Genomic DNA, 16,558 nt, shown 5'->3' with positions numbered 1-16,558 from the left:
ATGACTGCGGTGCAGAACAGCACGGGTGCCGACGAGGTCCGCCACATCGAGTTCGAGGACGCTCCGGCCCGGTTCGCCCGCGGCTGGCACTGCATCGGTCTCGAGAAGGACTTCCGCGACGGCAAGCCGCACTCGATCCAGGCGTTCGGCACCAAGCTCGTCGTGTGGGCCGACAGCCAGGGCGAGATCAAGGTCCTCGACGCGTACTGCCGCCACATGGGCGGCGACCTGTCGCAGGGCTCGATCAAGGGCGACGAGGTCGCCTGCCCGTTCCACGACTGGCGCTGGGGCGGCGACGGCCGCTGCAAGCAGATCCCCTACTCGCGCCGGGTCCCGCTGCGCGCCCGCACCCGCACCTGGCACGCGATGACCCAGGACGGTCTCGTCTTCGTGTGGCACGACCACGAGGGCAAGGCCCCGATCGCCGAGCAGGCCATCCCGCTCATCGACGGCGGTCCGTCCGACCCGACCTGGACCGACTGGGCGTGGGCGACCACGGTCGTCAACACCAACTGCCGCGAGATCATCGACAACGTCGTGGACATGGCGCACTTCTTCTACGTGCACCACGCGTTCCCGACGTACTTCAAGAACACCTTCGAGGGCCACACCGCGACCCAGCTGCAGAAGGGCGTCAACCGCGACGACATGCGGCCCGCCGAGGTCGCCATCGGTGCCCCGAAGCGGCTCGGCAACACGTCCGTCGCGACGTACCACGGCCCGTCGTTCATGATCGACGACCTGATCTACCACTACGAGCACGGCGACACCCGCACCGTGCTGATCAACTGCCACTACCCGATCGACGAGAACTCGTTCATGCTGCTCTACGGCATCAGCATGCAGCGCCCCGAGGTCCAGGACGACGACCCGGCCGCCGCCGAGGCGCTGGCCGCCAAGATGGTCGCCACCGTGCGCCTCGGCTTCGAGCAGGACGTCGAGATCTGGAAGAACAAGACCCGGATCGACAACCCGCTGCTGTGTGAGGAGGACGGCCCGGTCTACCAGCTGCGCCGCTGGTACGAGCAGTTCTACGTCGACGCCGACCAGGTCACCTCCGAGATGACCGAGCGCTTCGAGTTCGAGCTCGACACCACCAAGCCGGTCGAGGCCTGGCAGCGCGAGGTCCAGGAGAACGTCGCCCGCCGCGCCGAGGCGGCCGCGGCCGAGGCCGCCGCTGCGGTCCCCCAGACCCAGGACGCCTGATGGGCGTGCGGCCGGACAACCGGCTGGCCGACGCCCCCATGCACCCGGTGGCGTGCACCTCGTGCGCCGCCCAGGTCCTGGTCCGCAAGGCCAGCTGGCAGCAGACGTCGGTCCAGTGGTCCGACGAGGCGAAGTCCGCCTGCACCTCCTGGTCCCCCGGCTCGGCCGTCAAGGGCCTCCCGCCCGTGTGCGACCGGCTGCGCGAGAGCATCGCGCAGGCGGTCGTCGACGGCACGCTGCCCGTGCTGGCGCCGGAGGACGACTGACCCCTCGGGGAGTAGGTTCGCGGCGTGCCCGACGTCCTTCCCCAGCTGCGCCTGGACCTCACGGCGCTCGACCACAACATCGCGCTGCTCGCCGACTGGTGCCGCGAGCAGAGCGTCGTCCTGGCCCCGCACGTGAAGACCACGATGACCCGGCCGATCGTCGAGCGGCAGCTGGCCGCCGGCGCGTGGGGCGTCACCGTCGCCACGGTGGCCCAGGCCGCGATCGTCCGCGACTGGGGCATCGACCGGATCCTCATCGCCAACCAGGTCGTCCAGCGCGCGGAGCTGGCCCGGATCCGGTCCTGGCTCGAGGCCGACGCCTCGCTCGACCTGTGCTGCCTGGTCGACTCCGTGGCCGGCGCCGAGATCGCCGCGCGCGCCTTCGACGGCGCCTCGCGGCCCCTGCCCGTCCTGGTCGACGTCGGTACGCCGGCCGGCCGGACCGGCGTCCGCACCCCGGCGGAGGCGCTCGACGTCGCCCGGGCCTGCGCCGCGGCGGCCGGCCTCGCGCTGGTCGGCGTCTCCGGCTACGAGGGCGTGCGCCCCAACACCCGCGACGCCGCCACCGTGGCGCTCGTCGACGACCACTGCCGTACGACGGTCGACGTCTTCGACCGGCTCCGGTCCCTGCTGGAGACGTCCCGGCCGATCCTCACCCTGGGCGGCTCCGCCTTCCCCGACCGCGCGCTCCTCGCCGCAGCCGGCGCCGACGGGGTCGAGCTCGTCGTACGCTCCGGCTGCTACGTCACCCACGACCACGGCACCTACGCCGAGGTCTCGCCGTTCCCGGGCCTGCGCCCTGCCCTCTCGGTCCGCACCGTCGTCCTCTCCACGCCCGAGCCCGGACTCGCCGTCCTCGCCGGCGGCAAGCGGGAGTTGCCCCACGACGCCGGCCTCCCGGTCCTCCTCACCGACCCGGCCACCGCCCGCGGCACCGCCGTGCGGATCTACGACCACCACCTGGTGCTGGAGGAGGCGAGCGGCCTCGCGGTCGGCGACGTCGTCGACCTGGGCATCTCCCACCCGTGCTCGGCGTTCGACAGGTGGCCGGACATCGCGGTGGTCGACGACGCGGGTGACGTCGTGGGCACCTGGCACCCCCGGTTCCACTGACGGCTCGAGGGCCGGCAGGGGCGCTCAGACCAGCCGGTCGACGTACGCGACGACGCGGTTGAACAGAGCCGTGACCGCGACCGGCGCGGTGACCCGCGGCGCCGGCGGCTCGGCGAGCTCGTAGAGGAGCGGGGTCGCGTCGGCCAGACCCGCCTCGGCCGCCACCCGCGCCGCGACCCGGGCGGCGTCGCGCACCGCGACCGGGTCGACGGTCCACACGGTCTCGAAGACCCGCTCCCGGTCCGGGACGCCCGCCTGGCCGGGCAGCTCCCATGCCGACAGGCACGCCGTGGAGTCGAGCGCGTCGCAGACGACCGCCCACTCGCGGCGCATCGGCGCGTCGGGCGCCAGGTCGACCCGCACCGGTCCGCGCTCCGCCCGGGCCCCGGGGTCCCACTCGTCGGCGAACACCACTGCCGAGCGTGCGACCCGGGTCAGCTCGGCCCAGCGTCCGGCAGAGGCTTCGTAGAACCTCCCGCGCTGGAAGGCGCCGAAGAGGACAGGGTGGTCGGCCACCGCGCAGCACTCGTCCTCGATGGCCCAGGACAGGGCGATGAGCGTGGACTTCCGCAGCCGGTGGACGGCGAGCGTGGGGCGCCGACGCCGCAGCTCGGCGAAGATCGACAGGCTCGTCGGCGCGGCGCTCGCCGCCGCTTCGGCGATCGCCACCTCGAGTCGGATCCCCGCCGCCTTGCGCCGCAGGACCTGCCGGACGAGGTCGACGTCGGCCTCGGAGTAGCGGCGGTGGCCGCTGGCCAGCCGGCGTGCCTTGGGGAACCCGTGCCGCGACTCCCACATCCGCAGCACGGCGGTGCTCACACCCGCGCGGCGTGCCAGGTCGCCGATGGTCAGCTCATCGTCCCCGCCGGTCCCGCCGGTCCCGCCGACCTCGTCGGCGACTCCCGATCCTGCCGGGGGTTGCGCCGCGCCGAGGTCCTGGTCCATGCTCATAGCCTAATCTTAAACAGATTGTTCATGATTTTGTTTAGGTCACTGGGAGGCTCGATGAGCACGGCGAACCTGTCCGACCCCGACCTGCGGCGCCTCCTCGTGCGTGCCGCGACCGGGGACGTCGAGGCCTTCCTCGACTTCTACGACGCGACCTGCGCCGTCACCTGGCGACTGGAGCTGTGCCGCCACGGGGACCCCGCCCAGGCGAAGGACGCGGCGACGAGGAGGTACGTCGGCGCCTGGCTGCACGCCGCCGCGCAGGCCCGGTCGGGTCTGAGCGCGCGGGCGTGGCTGCTCAGCATCTCCCCCGACCAGATGCCACCCCTCGCCTGGGCCGCCGTCGCCCGGGTCGGCGCGTGATGCTCCCCGTCCTCGTCGTGGGTGGCGGCCTTGCCGGGCTCGCGTGCGCCGCCCGGCTCCACCGGGAGGGCGTGCCGGTGCTGGTCCTCGAGGCGGGCGACCGCGTGGGTGGGCGCGTGCGCAGCGACGTCGTGGACGGGTTCACGGTCGACCACGGGTTCCAGGTTCTCAACACCGCCTACCCCGCACTACGACGGGCCGTGTCCCTGACGGACCTCGACCTGCGTCCGTTGCCGCGCGGCATCCGCATCCGGCGCGAGGGCCGCGTCCGCGACCTGCCCCATCCGTTGGCGTCTCCGACAGCCGCCCTGCGTGCCCTGACCTCGGCTGCCACCGGGCTCCGCGGCAAGGCGGCCCTCGCGCGCTACGCGGGCGGGGTGCTCGCCACCCGCCCCCGGCGGCTGAAGGAACGGCCCGACGTCACGACCGGCGAGGCATGGGCGACGCTGCCCACCGGCCCGGTGCGGGACGTGCTGGTCCCCTTCGTCTCGGGCGTCGTGCTCGAGGACGAGATGACGACCAGCCGCGTGTTCACGGACCTGATGCTGCGCATGTTCGCCACGGGTCGCTCCGCCGTGCCGTCGACCGGCATGCAGGCGCTTCCCCGAGCCCTCGCCCACCGGCTGCCACCCGGCGCCGTTCGGCTCGAGAGCCCCGTCGCCGAGGTCCGTCCCGACCTGGTCGTGCTCGCCGACGGAACCCCGATCGACGCCCGGGCGGTCGTCGTCGCGACCGATCCCTGGCAGGCGCCGGCGCTCGTGCCGGCGCTGGGAACGGCGCCCCACGCCCACGGTGTGACGACGTACTGGTTCGCAGCGCGGCCGTGGCGCGACCTGGACGGCACGCTCACCGTGGACGCCGACGGGTCGGGAGTCACGAACTCGGTGGTGCTGACGGCGTCGGCACCGTCGTACTCGAACGACGGGCGCGCACTCGTGGCCACCTCGGTGCTCCACACGGACGGACGGGCGCGGGTCGACGTCGACGTCGCGCGGCGCACCGCCGCCGCACTGCACCGGGCACCCCACGACGACTGGGAGCTGGTCGCGGTGCACGACCTCCCGTTCGCCGTGCCCGCCATGACCGCGCCCCACCCGCTGCGCCGGCCGGCGTACCTGCCCGGGGCCGGGGTGTGGGTCGCGGGCGACCATCGCGACACCAGCTCGGTGCAGGGTGCGCTCGTGTCCGGCGACCGGGTCGCCCGCTCCGTGCTCGGCCACCTGGCGGCTCCCTCCCTGCAGGACGCTCCGGACCGGAGCCCCCGGTGAGCGCCTCCGCGGCACCCGTCCTGGTCGCGGGCGGGACCGGCTTCGTCGGCCGCCGTCTCGTCGCGGCGCTCGTCGAGCAGGGCAGGGACGTGCGCGTGATGACCCGGCACCCCGACCGCCACCGCGGCCCGGGAACGCCCGTGCACGGCGACGTCGGCGATCCCGCCACGCTCGACCGGCCGCTCGACGGCTGCGAGACGGCGTACTACCTCGTCCACTCGCTGGGCCACGAGGACTTCGAGACCCGTGACGCCCGCGCCGCGGAGTCGTTCGGAACCCGGGCCGCCCGCGCCGGGCTGGAGCAGCTGGTCTACCTCGGCGGCCTCGGCCAGGACGGCGACGACCTGTCGGCCCACCTGCGCAGCCGGCGCGAGGTCGAGTCCCTCCTGGGCGCCGGCGGCGTCCCGGTCACGGTGCTGCGCGCCGGCATCGTGGTCGGGCACGGTGGCATCTCCTGGGAGATCACCCGCCAGCTCGTCGAGCACCTGCCGGCGATGGTCACGCCCCGCTGGGTGCGCACCCGGACCCAGCCGATCGCGGTCGCCGACGTGGTCCGCTACCTGGTCGGGGTGCTCGGCCACCCGGACGCCGTCGGCAGGGTGTTCGAGATCGGCGGACCGGACGTGCTCGAGTACGCCGAGATGCTCGAACGGGTCGCCGCGGTCGAGGGACGCCGGCTGCCGATCGTGCCGGTGCCCCTGCTCACCCCCGGCCTGTCGTCGCGCTGGCTGGCCCTGGTCACCGACGTCGACGTACGCGCCGGACGCAACCTCGTGGACTCCATGGTCAACGAGGTCGTGGTCACCGACACGAGCGTCCGCGACGTCGTACCGTTCCAACCGATGACGTACGACGACGCGGTCCGCCTGGCGCTGATGGAGCGCGCCGCGAGCCGATGACGTTCACCTCCCGGCTGGACCGCCTGCTGCCGAAGCCGCTGTCGCACGTCGTCGGGGCCGAGCTGGTCGAGACGCCGTCCGTACGCCGCCGCCGACGGCGGGTCGTCGCCGCCACGGCCGTGACCGGCGCCGGCCTGCTCGGCGTCTCGCTCTCGACGCCGCCCGGCTCCCGCGAGTTCTACCTGTCCACCGCGGCGGTCGCCGGGGTGTGGACCGTGGGCGGCCTGGCCTCGGGCCCCCTGCACCTCGGCTGGATCGAGAACCGCGACTCCACCGTGCGCCGGCCGCTGGCGACCCCGGTGGCCACGGGCGTCGCCGCCTTCGGCCTCTTCTACGGCGCAGCGCTCGCGGCGCGGCGGGTGCCCGTGCTCGGCGACGCCGTGGCCCGCGTCCTGCGCTTCGCCGACGAGGGCGACGACCGTCTGGTCCTCGCGACCACGCTCGCCAACGGGATCGGCGAGGAGGTCTTCTTCCGCGGCGCCCTCTACGCGACCCTGGGCCGACGGCACCCGGTCGCGACGTCGACCGCCGTCTACGCGCTGGCGACCGCGACGACCCGCAACCCGGCCCTGGTCCTGGCCGCCGGCGCCATGGGCACCCTGTTCGGGCTCCAGCGTCGCGCCTCCGGAGGCCTGCAGGCGCCGCTCATCACCCACGCGGTCTGGTCGGCGCTCATGCTGCGCTTCCTGCCCCCGCTCTTCCGGCGTCGGGCGCGAGGCGCCGCGGCTGCGCCGAGACACGCTCGCTAGGCTCGTCCCGGGCCGTTAGCTCAGTTGGTAGAGCACCGGACTTTTAATCCGAGGGTCGTCGGTTCGAGCCCGACACGGCCTACCCAGACCCGTCACCGCCGCCGCGCGCACTCCGCGCACAGGCCGACCAGCTCCACCGTGTGGCTCACCTCGCTGAACCCATGCTCGTCGGCGACGGCGTGCGCCCACTTCTCGACCGCGGAGCCGGTGATCTCGACGGTGCGGCCGCAGGAGCGGCAGACCAGGTGGTGGTGGTGCGAGTCGCTGCAGCGGCGGTAGGTCGCCTCGCCTGCCGGGTTGTGGCGTACGTCGACGTCGCCGGTCTCGGCCATGGCCTGCAGGGTGCGGTAGACGGTGGCGAGCCCCACCTTGTCGCCGGTACGCCGCAGGGTGTCGTGGATCTCCTGAGCGCTCTGGAAGTCTGCGGCGTTGGCCAGGGCGTCGGTGATCGCGCGGCGCTGGCGGGTCGGCCGGAGCGCGGTCGGGCGCGCGTCGGTGTCGGGCACCGGGCCTCCTGGGGCAGTCGACTGGGAATCAGTCTCAAATCTACCGTGCCTGCGGGGAGAACCATGCCGGCATGGCCCGTTCGGACCATCTGGACGGGACCGGCGTACGGCGACGACCGGGACCGACCCCCGGTAACCTGACCGCGGGAGAGGGAACAGAGAGGACTCGCTCGTGGGGAGCAAGGACGAGTTCGGTCCGGACTCGGAGAGCATCCGCGCCTGGCTGGACAAGCGGGGCACCTATGCCCGGGACGCGCGGGTCGTCGGCGCACCCCGTGGTGGCGCCCCGACGGTGGCGCCGACGCCCCCCGCCCCCGCACCCGGTACGACGCCCCAGGGCCGCGCCGACTCGTTGAAGGCCGGTCGCTCGGTGCTCGAGGCCCTCGGCGTCGAGGCGCCGCCCGAGCCGCCGTCGCGGATCGCGCAGGCCGTCGGCCTCGACAGCACCGACCTGGGCCGCTCGGTCGTGGAGGCGCTGCGCGCCGACATGCCGAAGAAGCCGAAACCCGCGCCCCGCGCGACCCCGGCCCCCGCGCCGCCCGCTCCCGCGCACGTCGAGGCGCCCGCCCAGCCGGTCCGCCCCGCGCCGCCCCCGCGGGAGCGCGGCCAGCCCGAGGTCAAGCACGGCCGCTGGACCGAGCCGGAGGACAATCTCACCGCGCTCAACGCGAGCACCGACGCGCAGTTCCCCGTGCGCGGCGGGATCCGCCGCGCGCTCTCCTGGGTGCTGCTGGCCGTCCTGGCCGGCACCGCCGTGGCGTCGTACGCCGCCGCGAAGCAGCCCACCACCGGCTCCATCGGCGTCGCGGCGACCCTCGGCTTCCTGCTCCTCGTCGTGTGGGCGGTGCGCGCGGGCTGCACGAGCACCGAGCTCGCCGTACGACGCGGACAGCTCTCGATCAAGCGCAACGGGCAGACCGAGCTGGTCGACCTGGCCAGCCCCTACACGCCGATCGCGATCATCGGCGAGCCGAGCGACCGCCGCTGGACGGTGCTGATCGAGCGCGAGGGCCTGCCGCTGGTCGTGGTCACCCGGTCGTGGGTCGACCCGCACTGGTTCACGACCGTGCTCTACCGGCTGCGCCCCGGCCTGCGCCCGGACGACGCCGAGCCGGTCACCCCGTAGCGACCCAGTACCGCAGCTTCCCCGCCCGCTCGTCCTCGAGCACGCCACCGCCCGCCTCGATGGTGCGCCGCGACGCGTCGTTGTCGACGTCGCAGGTGACCAGCACCCGCTCGATCCCGAGCCCGGCCGCCGCCTCCACCCCGAGCGCGAGCGCCCGCGACGCGTGGCCGCGGCGCCGGGCGGAGGGCCGCACGGCGTACCCGATGTGTCCGCCCTGCTCGAGCAGCCAGTCGTTGAGCAGGTGGCGCAGGTGCAGGAAGCCGACCACCTCGTCGTCGGGCCCGCCGTCGCCGTCGGTGATCCAGAAGTACGTCGACGGGACCCGCGTCCCGTCGAGGTCGGCCGTCGACGTCAGCTCGGTCATGGCGACGTACGCCGCGCAGCCGGCCTCGGACGGCACCGGGTCGCCCTCGAGGTTCCAGTGGCCGGAGCCGTGCATCTCGTCGGTCCCGCCGAAGTCCTCGATCATCGCCGCCCAGGCCTTCCAGCGGGCGACGTCGGGCGGCACGAGGGCGGTCATGGGCTCCATCCCACCATCCCGGTCAACGGGTTTCCCCGCCGCCAGAACAAGAACGTGTTCTACTCTGGCGGGCATGAACTGGCACCGTGTCTTCGACGAGCCCCCGACCGCCGAGGCCGAGGCCGAGGCGACCGCCTGGCGCCCGCTCGCGGCCACGGCGCGGGAGCTGGTCGACCTGTGCGTGATGTCGGACGTCGCGGAGGACGAGGTCCGCGCCGCGCAGGCCGACCTCGAGGCGGCCGTGGCGCGGCTGCGCACGGTGCGTCGTACCCAGACCCTGGGCCAGGAGCTGCTCGCCGCTGGCCGGCGTCGCCCGTGGGGCAACCCCGTGATCGGGATGCGCAACCCCATCGCCCCGCCACTGGCCGTCCACAGCGACCCGAGCGGCCGGGCCGAGAGCGAGTTCCACTGCGGGGCGGCGTACGAGGGACCGCCGGGGCTGGTCCACGGCGGCGTCGTGTCGCTCATCCTCGACCAGATCCTCGGGCACGCCGTGGGCGCGGCGGGCCGGCCGGGCATGACCGGCACGCTGACGATCGTCTACCGACAGGGCACGCCGCTCGGCGATCTGCGGGCCGAGGCGTGGATCGACCGCGAGGACGGCATCAAGACGTGGGCGAAGGCCCACATGATCGGCCCCGACGGCATCACCGCCGAGGCCGAGGGGGTGTTCATCCTGCCCCGCCACATCCGGGAACGGCTCGGAGCTTCCTGACGAGAACTTGCGCTTCCTGACCGTTGCATCCGTCAGGAAGCGCAGGAATACCCGCTGAAGCGGGTATTCCTGCAGCCGGGGCTCAGCCGCCGACCTTGACCCCGCGCTTGTTCTCGTCGGACAGGCGCGCCTCCTCGGCGGCGACCTCCTCGAGCTCCGCACGACGCTGTGCCTCGTCGAACTCACCGGGCTGGGAGACCAGGTCCGTCGCACCGCGGGCCAGTCGCTGCAGCGCGACGCGGGCGAAGATCTGCTGCTCGGTCGAGGTGCGCTCGGAGCGGCCCTTGCCGATGAACGAGACGAACCAGTGCATCACCGCGGTGACGCGGTTCTTGAAGCCGGTGATGTAGAAGAGGTGGACGACCAGCCACATCAGCCAGGCGAGGATGCCGGTGAGCCGCAGTTTGCCGACCATCGCCACCGCGCGGAAGCGGCTGATGATGGCCATCGAGCCCTTGTCGAAGTACTTGAAGGGCGGCTGCGCGGGCTTGCCCTGGATCCGGCCCTCGATCTCCTTGGCGGCGTACTTCGCGCCCTGGATCGCGACCTGCGCGACACCGGGGAGGTTGTCGAGGGAGATCATGTCGCCGACCACGAACACCTCGGGGTAGCCCGGGAGCGTGAGGTCCGGGTTGACCGAGATCCGGCCGGCCCGGTCCAGGGGCGCACCGGTCTGCTCCGACAGCGTCTTGCCGAGCTTGTTGGCCTGCACGCCGGCGGCCCAGACCTTGGCGATCGCGTCGACGCGCTCCTCGGAGCCGTCCTTGTACTTGACCGTCAGGCCGCGCTCGTCGACCTGGGAGACCAGCGCACCGAGCATGACCTCGACGCCGAGCTTCTCGAGCTTCTCCTGGGTCCACTTGCCGAGCTTGTGGCCGAACGGCGGCAGCACCTGGGGCGCCGCGTCGACCAGGATGACGCGCGCGTGGCGGGTCGAGATCGCGCGGAAGTCGCGGGTCAGGGTGCGGTGCGCGAGCTCGGCGATCTGGCCGGCCATCTCGACACCGGTCGGTCCGGCGCCGACGACCACGAAGGTCAGCAGGTGGTCGACGTTCTCGCCGCGGGCGGCGCCGAGCTCGGCCATCTCGAAGGCGCCGAAGATCCGGCCGCGCAGCTCGAGGGCGTCGTCGATGCTCTTCATGCCGGGGGCGAACTCGGCGAAGTGGTCGTTGCCGAAGTACGACTGACCGGCGCCGGCGGCGACGATCAGGGAGTCGTACGGCGTCACGAGCTCGCGACCGAGCACGTGGGAGGTGACCAGGCGGTTCTCCAGGTCGATGTCGGTGACCTCGCCGAGCAGGACCTGGGCGTTCTTCTGGTTCGCCAGGACCTCACGGGTCGGCGGGGCGATCTCGCCCTCGGAGAGGATGCCGGTCGCCACCTGGTAGAGCAGCGGCTGGAAGAGGTGGTGGGTCGTCTTCGCGATCATCGTCACGTCGACGTCGGCGTCCTTGAGCTGCTTGGTGCCGAACAGGCCACCGAAGCCGGACCCGATGACGACGACCTGGTGACGGTCGGAACGCGGGACGATGATGCGATCGGGCAGGTCGGGCTGGGTGTCGCCTGCTGCCATGGCTTCCTCCTGGAGCACCTTTGGTTGACGACGCGATGACGTCGGTTGCGGCTCATCATTCCGCGTCCCCTGCACGACCCCCAACCCGAGGTCAAGGTCTGGTCGGTCACATGACTCCCGGACCGTCACCAAACGACGTCGCGGAGGTTGGTTTAGTCGTCAACCGGGTGGGGTATCGCACCCGGGAGCGCCACCCCCATCCACCGGACATCGACCACAACACTCGGGCCGCGACACCGGAAGGTTCCTCCGTGCAGCACCGGCAGACCCTGGACCTGGCCCCCGGGCCACGCATCGTGCACGACGCACGACGCTGGGTCGTCCAGACCTGCGGTCAGCTCGGGCGCACGGACCTCGCCGACTGCGCCGAGCTCGCGGTCTCCGAGCTGGTCACCAACGCGGTCCTCCACGGCACCGCGCCGATCCGGCTCCAGGTCCGGGGCACCGCCGACCACCCACGGTTCGAGGTGCACGACGCCTCGGTCATCCCGCCGCAGCCGGTGACCCAGGCGGGCGGCTTCGACATCGACGCCTTCGACCTCGACGCCTTCGACGCCCTCGACGAGGAGCAGCTCGCCTCGCTGACCACGGTCGGCCGCGGCCTCGACATCGTCGCCCGGGCCTCCGCCGCCTGGGGCGCCGAGATCGACGAGGACGGCAAGGCGGTCTGGTTCGAGCCGGCCCCCGAGCTGTCCGAGACGGGCGGGGCGCCGTACCAACAGACCCACAGCATGCCGTCGCTCGCGGCCGACCACACCCGGGTCGGCGAGGTCGGCGTCCAGATCAACGGCGTGCCGATCGGCGCCTTCGGCCGGTTCCAGCGCCACTACCGCGACCTGCGCCGCGAGATCCGCCTGCTCGCCCTCGCCCACGAGGACGACTACCCGTTGGCGAAGGTCCTCTCCGAGCACTTCGACGCCCTCGAGCGGCCGCTGCGCGCCAACATGGGCCGCGAGCAGGTCGACACGGCGTACGCCGACGGTCGCGAGACCATCGACCTGCGGCTGCGGATGCCGCGCGAGACCGCCCGGCAGATCGGCGGGCTGATCGACCTGCTCGACGCCGCTGACGAGTTCTCCCGCGCCCAGCGCCTGCTGACCGCGCCGCGCACCCCCGAGCAGCGGTCGTTCCAGATCTGGTTCCTCGGCGAGTTCCGCCGCCAGTCGGTCGGCGCCCCGCCGGTCGCCTGGCAGGGCAGCGGCACCGGCTCCGGCTCGCGCCCCAGCCTCCAGGCCTGACTCCCGTCCCGGCGGCGGCTCCTAGGCGTAGCCGAGGTCGTGCAGCCGGGCGTCGTCGATGCCGAAGTGGTGGGCGACCTCGTGCACGACGGTGATCCGGACCTCGTCGGCCAGGTCCTCCTCGTCGTCGCACATGTCGAGCAGCGGGCCGCGGAACAGGAAGATCCGGTCGGGCAGCTGCGGCTCGAACCCGCCGCCGCGCTCGGTGAGCGCCACCCCGTCGTACAGGCCGAGGAGGTCGTCGGGCTCGCCCGCCGGCGGCTCGTCCTCGACGAGCACCACCACGTTGTGCACGAGCCGGGCCAGCTCCTCGGGGATCTCGTCGAGGGCACGGTCGACGAGGGCGTCGAAGTCCTCGGGGCTCATCTCGACAGGCACAGGACTCATTGTGCCGAACCCGCAAATGCAGGAAGCCCCGGTCGTGATGACCGGGGCTTCCTGCTTGTCTGCGACCCTGACGAGACTCGAACTCGCGACCTCCGCCGTGACAGGGCGGCGCGCTAACCAACTGCGCTACAGGGCCATTCGTTCACTCCGCTTTCGCGTGGTGAAGCGGTTGGAACTCTAGCCCATCCACCTCCAGCAGTCCCAATCGGGAGCCACCTCGGCCTGATGAGCCGCACCCCCAACCGGATTCGAACCGGCGTACCCGCCGTGAAAGGGCGGTGTCCTAGGCCGCTAGACGATGGGGGCCCACCGTGGAGGACTAGCCTCCGCAGCGCCGGCCAGCATAGTGCCCGGCACCGGCAGATGCGCATCGGCGCGGCATTGCCCCAGATTCGTTCCTCGGCCCACCCTCCGGTAAGGTTGGCGACTGCTTGGGCAGGTAGCTCAGTTGGTACGAGCGATCGCCTGAAAAGTGATAGGTCGGCGGTTCGACCCCGCCCCTGCCCACAAGCAACGAGACCCCCGCCGGGACACCGGCGGGGGTCTCGTCATTCCACCGCCTCCGCGTTGGCAGGATGTGGCGGTGACCTCGCTCGCCGACTCCGTCGCCCTCGTCCACGGCCCTGCCTGGGCCAACCGGTTCGCGCTCGCCCCGCTGACGAACGTGCAGAGCAACGACGACGGCACGCTCAGCGACGACGAGCACGACTGGCTCGTCGCGCGCGGACGCGGCGGGTTCGGGCTGACCATGACCTGTGCGGCGTACGTCGCACCGGAGGGACGTGCCTGGCGTGGCCAGCTCGGTATCGCGGGCGACGAGCACCTGCCGGGCCTGCGCCGGCTCGCCGAGAGCCTGCGCGCGACCGGCACCCGCTCCGCGGTCCAGCTCCACCACGGCGGCCGGCGCGCGGACGCCGCGCTCAACGGGGTGCCCAACGTCGGGCCGTGGGCGGATCCGGCCAAGGACACGGTGGCGCTGACCACCGACGGCGTACGACGGATGGTGGCGGACTTCGTCGCCGCCGCGGTCCGCGCCGAGCAGGCCGGCTTCGACGGGGTCGAGCTGCACGGTGCGCACGGCTACCTGCTCGCACAGTTCCTCGACGCCCGGTCCAACCATCGCGAGGACGGGTACGGCGGCGCGCTCGAGGACCGCATGCTGCCCCTGCTCGAGGTCGTCGACGGGATCCGCACCGCGACCGGCCCCGACTTCCAGCTCGGCCTGCGGCTCACGCCCGAGGGCTACGGCACCACGCTGCCGGAGGGCCGCGAGACCGCCCGTGCGCTGCTGGCGACCGGTCGCCTCGACTACCTCGACATGTCCCTGTGGGACGTCCGGATGCAGCCGCGCGCCGAAGGCCACGACGGCCTGTTGATCGAGCACTTCACCGACCTGCCCCGGCACGGCGCACTGCTCGGCGTCGCGGGCGGCGTGCTGACGACCGCCGACGCTCAGTGGTGCCTCGACCGGGGCGCCGACGTCGTCACCGTCGGCACCGGCGCGATCCTGCACCACGACTTCGCGGCCCGGGCGCTCGCCGACACCGGCTTCCGCACCCGGCCCCGCCCGGTCCCGCGCGCTGAGCTCGCGGCCGAGCACGTCGGGCCGGCGTTCCTGGACTACCTCGCCGCGGGCTGGGACGACCTGGTCGCCTGACGCCGCGGCCACCAGAACCGGTTGCCGAGGCGCAGGGCGATCGCCGGCACCAGGACGGTGCGGACGAGCAGGGTGTCGAGCAGGACGCCGACGCAGATGACGATGCCGAGCTGCGCGAGCACGACGAGGGGCAGCACGCCGAGGACCGCGAACACCGCCGCGAGCAGCACCCCCGCACTGGTGATCACGCCACCGGTGGAGGCCAGGGCGCGGAGCATGCCCTCGTGGGCGCCGTACCGCTCCGCCTCCTCCGCGGCGCGCGCCACCAGGAAGATGTTGTAGTCGACACCGAGTGCGACGAGGAAGAGGAAGGCCTGCAGCGGTACGCCGACGTCGAGCCGCTCGAAGCCGAACACCCCGTGGCTGAGCACCCACCCCGCCCCCAGCGCAGCCAGGTAGGTGGCGACGACGGTGAGCACCAGCACCACGGGCGCGACGATCGAACGCAGCAGCAGCCCGAGCGCGAGGAGCACGACCACCAGGATCAACGGCAGGACCAGCGCCCGGTCGTCCCGGGTCGCGGTGTCGGAGTCGACGTCCTCCGCGTCCGTGCCGCCGACCACGGTGCCCGGTAGGTCGGCCACGGCCGAGCGCAGCGCGACGACGTCCTGGCGTGCCCGGGACGTCCCGGGGGCGTGGTCGAGGACGACGTCGATGCGCGTCAGGCCGCCATGCTCACCCGCCGGACGCGCCGACGCGACGCCGTCGGCGGACTCGACCGCGCGAAGGACCTCCCCGACGTCGTCGCGGGTCAGTACCACCGCGGGGTCGGCGCTGCCGGCCGGGAACGACTCGGCCAAGCGGGAGGCGGCCGCGATCGACTCCGGGGTGTCGATGAACTGGTCGGCCTCGGACAGGCCACTGCGGATGCCCAGGATGCCGCTCGCCAGCACGGCCAGGAGCACGACTCCCGCCGACGCCGAGCGCAGCGGTCGGCGGGCCACGGCGTCACCGACCCGTCGCCACAGGGTCCGCCCCTCCGATGCGGTCGGCTCCCCCACCTCCGGTCGCCGCGGCCAGAAGATGCCACGCGGGAAGACGACCAGCGCCAGCGGCAGCACCACGAGGACGGCGAGGGCGGCCACGACGACGCCGATCGCGCACGCCAGGCCGAGTCCCCGGGTCGTCGGGAACGCGGAGAGCAGCAGCGTCAGCAGTGCGACGACGACCGTGGCCGCACTGGCGAGCACCGCCTCGCTCGTGCGCCGCCAGGCCCGCGCCATGGCCTCGCCCCGGTTCCGGGTGCGGTGGAGCTCGTCGCGGTACCGGGAGATGAGCAGCAGCGCATAGTCCGTGCCGGCTCCGAACACGAGGACGGAGAGGATGCCGGTCGTGGACTGGTCGAAGGCGACGCCCAGCGCCGTGAGTGCGTGCGTGGCACCCACGGCGGCCAGCCGGTCGGCGACGCCGACGACGAGCAGCGGGACCAGCCACAGCACGGGCGAGCGGTAGGTGATGACCAGCAGCAGGGCCACGACCGAGGCAGTCACCAGCAGCAGCGTGAGATCGGCACCCTCGAAGACACGGGCGAGGTCGCCCTGGATGGCGGCCGGACCGGTGACCTCGGCGCGGACGCCGTCCGGCAGCCCGGCCCGGACGTCAGCACGCAGGTCCTCGACGTCGTCGGCGAGCTGGGCCGCGTCACTGCTGGGCATCGGCAGCACGCCGACCAGAGCGGTCCCGTCCTCCGCGGCCTGCAGCGGTGCCACCGCCGCGTCACCGGCGACCTGGGCGAAGACCTGCTCCACCACCTGCCGGTCGGCCGGAGCCAGCGGGCGGTCCGCGGAGAACAGCACCACGGCCACCCGGTCGTCGCCGGACGGGAAGTCCTCCAGCAGCCGGACGACGGCGGTGGCGTCGTACCCGTCGGGCAGCTGGTCGGTCGCGGAGCGGTCGACCGGCGCCGTGCCGACGACGCCGATCAGGGCGCTCCCGACGAGCAGGTAGAGGGCGGGAAGGACCCAGGCGACCCGGGGACGGAGAATCGGCAGCAGGCGAGCGCCCGCCGGAGATGGTTCCATGAT

17 protein-coding genes and 4 tRNA genes are annotated in these 16,558 nt (G+C 73.1%); 13 read left to right on the top strand and 8 right to left on the bottom strand.

The features are described from left to right. From ACZYRU_RS03925 to ACZYRU_RS03915, 3 genes are read left to right on the top strand one after another with little or no spacing between them, the layout of a single operon-like run. Entirely contained in the window at positions 1-1,206 is a 1,206-nt protein-coding gene (locus tag ACZYRU_RS03925; RefSeq protein WP_488955766.1) for a 3-ketosteroid-9-alpha-monooxygenase, oxygenase component, read from the top strand. After that, positions 1,206-1,472 (top strand): hypothetical protein, encoded by a 267-nt coding sequence (locus ACZYRU_RS03920; protein WP_488955765.1) that lies wholly within the window; start codon positions 1,206-1,208, stop codon positions 1,470-1,472. Before ACZYRU_RS03925 ends, ACZYRU_RS03920 begins: the two co-directional genes overlap by 1 nt. Positions 1,473-1,496: 24 nt before the next feature. Next, on the top strand, positions 1,497-2,585 hold the full coding sequence (locus tag ACZYRU_RS03915; RefSeq protein WP_488955764.1) for an alanine racemase: 1,089 nt from the start codon (positions 1,497-1,499) through the stop codon (positions 2,583-2,585). A gap of 24 nt (positions 2,586-2,609) precedes the next feature. Here the strand turns inward: ACZYRU_RS03915 and ACZYRU_RS03910 are convergent, their stop codons facing one another. Beyond that, positions 2,610-3,536: a DICT sensory domain-containing protein gene (locus tag ACZYRU_RS03910; RefSeq protein ID WP_488955763.1), complete on the bottom strand. Its 927-nt coding sequence runs from the start codon at positions 3,534-3,536 to the stop codon at positions 2,610-2,612. A gap of 54 nt (positions 3,537-3,590) precedes the next feature. Here ACZYRU_RS03910 and ACZYRU_RS03905 point away from each other — a divergent pair, with 54 nt between their 5' ends. The 5 genes from ACZYRU_RS03905 (at position 3,591) to ACZYRU_RS03885 (ending at position 6,894) form a co-directional block, all read left to right on the top strand. Beyond that, positions 3,591-3,896 carry a sigma-70 family RNA polymerase sigma factor gene (locus ACZYRU_RS03905; protein ID WP_488955762.1) on the top strand — a complete coding sequence of 102 codons (306 nt, stop codon included), beginning with the start codon at positions 3,591-3,593 and terminating at the stop codon, positions 3,894-3,896. Next, entirely contained in the window at positions 3,896-5,164 is a 1,269-nt protein-coding gene (locus ACZYRU_RS03900; protein WP_488956244.1) for an NAD(P)/FAD-dependent oxidoreductase, read from the top strand. Before ACZYRU_RS03905 ends, ACZYRU_RS03900 begins: the two co-directional genes overlap by 1 nt. Continuing rightward, positions 5,161-6,063 (top strand): NAD(P)H-binding protein, encoded by a 903-nt coding sequence (locus tag ACZYRU_RS03895; protein ID WP_488955761.1) that lies wholly within the window; start codon positions 5,161-5,163, stop codon positions 6,061-6,063. The genes ACZYRU_RS03900 and ACZYRU_RS03895 overlap by 4 nt, the downstream gene beginning before the upstream one ends. Then, entirely contained in the window at positions 6,060-6,812 is a 753-nt protein-coding gene (locus ACZYRU_RS03890; RefSeq protein WP_488955760.1) for a CPBP family intramembrane glutamic endopeptidase, read from the top strand. Before ACZYRU_RS03895 ends, ACZYRU_RS03890 begins: the two co-directional genes overlap by 4 nt. A gap of 9 nt (positions 6,813-6,821) precedes the next feature. Beyond that, positions 6,822-6,894 (top strand) — tRNA-Lys (locus tag ACZYRU_RS03885). A gap of 10 nt (positions 6,895-6,904) precedes the next feature. Here ACZYRU_RS03885 and ACZYRU_RS03880 read toward each other — a convergent pair. Continuing rightward, entirely contained in the window at positions 6,905-7,318 is a 414-nt protein-coding gene (locus ACZYRU_RS03880; RefSeq protein ID WP_488955759.1) for a Fur family transcriptional regulator, read from the bottom strand. A 172-nt stretch (positions 7,319-7,490) separates the two neighbouring features. Here ACZYRU_RS03880 and ACZYRU_RS03875 point away from each other — a divergent pair, with 172 nt between their 5' ends. Beyond that, entirely contained in the window at positions 7,491-8,444 is a 954-nt protein-coding gene (locus ACZYRU_RS03875; protein WP_488955758.1) for a hypothetical protein, read from the top strand. On the opposite strand, the gene ACZYRU_RS03870 is transcribed toward ACZYRU_RS03875, so the two are convergent. Further along, complete coding sequence (locus tag ACZYRU_RS03870; protein ID WP_488955757.1) at positions 8,434-8,964, bottom strand: GNAT family N-acetyltransferase; 531 nt, start codon at positions 8,962-8,964, stop codon at positions 8,434-8,436. The two genes, ACZYRU_RS03875 and ACZYRU_RS03870, sit on opposite strands and share 11 nt — an antisense overlap. 73 nt (positions 8,965-9,037) lie before the next feature. Here ACZYRU_RS03870 and ACZYRU_RS03865 point away from each other — a divergent pair, with 73 nt between their 5' ends. Further along, a complete protein-coding gene (locus ACZYRU_RS03865; protein ID WP_488955756.1) occupies positions 9,038-9,679 on the top strand; it encodes a PaaI family thioesterase in 642 nt (213 codons plus the stop codon). Between the two features lie 82 nt (positions 9,680-9,761). Here the strand turns inward: ACZYRU_RS03865 and ACZYRU_RS03860 are convergent, their stop codons facing one another. Then, positions 9,762-11,252: an NAD(P)/FAD-dependent oxidoreductase gene (locus tag ACZYRU_RS03860; protein WP_488955755.1), complete on the bottom strand. Its 1,491-nt coding sequence runs from the start codon at positions 11,250-11,252 to the stop codon at positions 9,762-9,764. Between the two features lie 251 nt (positions 11,253-11,503). Between ACZYRU_RS03860 and ACZYRU_RS03855 the strand changes: the two genes are divergently transcribed. Beyond that, positions 11,504-12,490: an ATP-binding protein gene (locus ACZYRU_RS03855; protein WP_488955754.1), complete on the top strand. Its 987-nt coding sequence runs from the start codon at positions 11,504-11,506 to the stop codon at positions 12,488-12,490. Positions 12,491-12,511: 21 nt separating this feature from the next. Here the strand turns inward: ACZYRU_RS03855 and ACZYRU_RS03850 are convergent, their stop codons facing one another. From ACZYRU_RS03850 to ACZYRU_RS03840, 3 genes are all read right to left on the bottom strand, one after another. Further along, positions 12,512-12,877: a metallopeptidase family protein gene (locus tag ACZYRU_RS03850; protein WP_488955753.1), complete on the bottom strand. Its 366-nt coding sequence runs from the start codon at positions 12,875-12,877 to the stop codon at positions 12,512-12,514. A 62-nt stretch (positions 12,878-12,939) separates the two neighbouring features. After that, positions 12,940-13,013, bottom strand: a tRNA-Asp gene (locus ACZYRU_RS03845). A 97-nt stretch (positions 13,014-13,110) separates the two neighbouring features. Further along, positions 13,111-13,183 (bottom strand) — tRNA-Glu (locus ACZYRU_RS03840). Between the two features lie 127 nt (positions 13,184-13,310). Between ACZYRU_RS03840 and ACZYRU_RS03835 the strand changes: the two genes are divergently transcribed. Together ACZYRU_RS03835 and ACZYRU_RS03830 are read left to right on the top strand one after the other, a co-directional pair. After that, a tRNA-Phe gene (locus ACZYRU_RS03835) sits at positions 13,311-13,384 on the top strand. A 76-nt stretch (positions 13,385-13,460) separates the two neighbouring features. Further along, positions 13,461-14,534, top strand: a complete 1,074-nt coding sequence (locus ACZYRU_RS03830) for an NADH:flavin oxidoreductase (protein ID WP_488955752.1) — start codon at positions 13,461-13,463, stop codon at positions 14,532-14,534. On the opposite strand, the gene ACZYRU_RS03825 is transcribed toward ACZYRU_RS03830, so the two are convergent. Further along, positions 14,498-16,555, bottom strand: a complete 2,058-nt coding sequence (locus ACZYRU_RS03825) for an MMPL family transporter (protein WP_488955751.1) — start codon at positions 16,553-16,555, stop codon at positions 14,498-14,500. The two genes, ACZYRU_RS03830 and ACZYRU_RS03825, sit on opposite strands and share 37 nt — an antisense overlap. Positions 16,556-16,558 lie beyond the last annotated feature (3 nt).

It is taken from the genome of Nocardioides sp. F233 (genome assembly GCF_057813895.1).
The sequence above is the reverse complement of the archived record's forward strand: the minus strand, read 5'-3'. Positions and strand labels throughout refer to the sequence as shown.